This window comes from Thalassovita litoralis (assembly GCF_900182725.1).
GTDB classification, from domain to species: domain Bacteria; phylum Pseudomonadota; class Alphaproteobacteria; order Rhodobacterales; family Rhodobacteraceae; genus Thalassobius; species Thalassobius litoralis.
This window is the reverse complement of record NZ_FXTO01000079.1, coordinates 1-1,144: the sequence shown is the minus strand read 5'-3', so window position 1 is coordinate 1,144 and position 1,144 is coordinate 1. Positions and strand designations below refer to the sequence as shown.

The 1,144-nt window shown below is 63.0% G+C and carries 1 protein-coding gene; it reads right to left on the bottom strand.

The window, feature by feature from the left end:
* Nucleotides 1-166 precede the first annotated feature (166 nt).
* Nucleotides 167-1,144: hypothetical protein (locus FN828_RS20720; protein WP_185959113.1), on the bottom strand; the 978-nt coding region annotated here is incomplete at its 5' end.

Sequence of the window (1,144 nt, the reverse complement as noted above, 5' to 3'; positions counted from 1 at the left end):
GCATCGATCAGCTGCCCATTTTCGACCAGCTTGCCGGTCAGGGAACCGAACTCACCGTCAATCGCCCCTTCCCCCGCACTGAGGCGCGCGCGGGCGCGGGCAAGCTGGCGGTCCGATCCGCGATGCAGGCGCTTGGGCTTGCCGGTGGCAAGATCATAAACAAGGATCATCGTTTCAGTACCAGGGCGCGGGCGCGGGCTTCGGTAAAGGAGAAGGCCGTGACATCCGGAGAACTGGCCCGCAGCTCCACATCATATTCCCCAGCCGTCTTCTGACTGATCGCCGACAGGCTGAACGGGCCGTCCGATGACAGCTTACCGGAGGCGACATTGACGCCGTCGATATAGAGCCGGATCGTCACCTCCCCGGCGCTGGTAAAATCGACATTGCCCGAGACGGCCGCATCGATCGTCAGGGCCTCGCCCGTTGTGCCGCTGCTGATCTCAGGCACGATGGCGATTTCCGTGACCACGGTTTCCTCGACATTATTCACGGCGAGCGAAACCGCAGAGACAGCGGTTTCCGCCTCTTCGGTGATCCCGTCCCGCGTGATGCGCGCCGTGTTCAGCGCGACATCGACCTCCATATCCGCCACGAATGCCAGCCCGATCCCGCGATAGGCTTCCAACACCGGGCGGCAAAAGGCTGCCTGCGCAGGGGGAATGGCGGAGCGCTGCCATATCTTCCAGAACCCGTCCCCCGGCAGGGGCGCAATCGCGGTCGAGAAGTAATCATCGGTCTCATCGTCCGGGGCGCTGAGCTGCACCCCATCCTCGTCATACCAGCGCAGCGTGGCGCGGACCGTGCAGCCATTAGCCCCCACCCCGGAATAGGTCGACCCGTCACCAGCCGCATAGCGAAACGAGGCATAGACATCCGCGCCGGGCTGAACCGGGATCAGGCCAGACCAGATCAGACGGTTATACGCCCCGATCCCGGTGGCATTGTCACCCCAGTCGATCTGGACCACGTTCGGGGTGGGCGCATATCGGATGGCATCCTCCGATGCCCCGGCATTGCGCTGTACCACCGTCAGTTCCGAAACCTCATCGAACCCGCCCAGAGACCCGTCATAGATCTCCAGCTGCCAGCCGGTAAAATCACCAGACGCAAACCGGCCATTCCAGACCGACCGATAATCCTC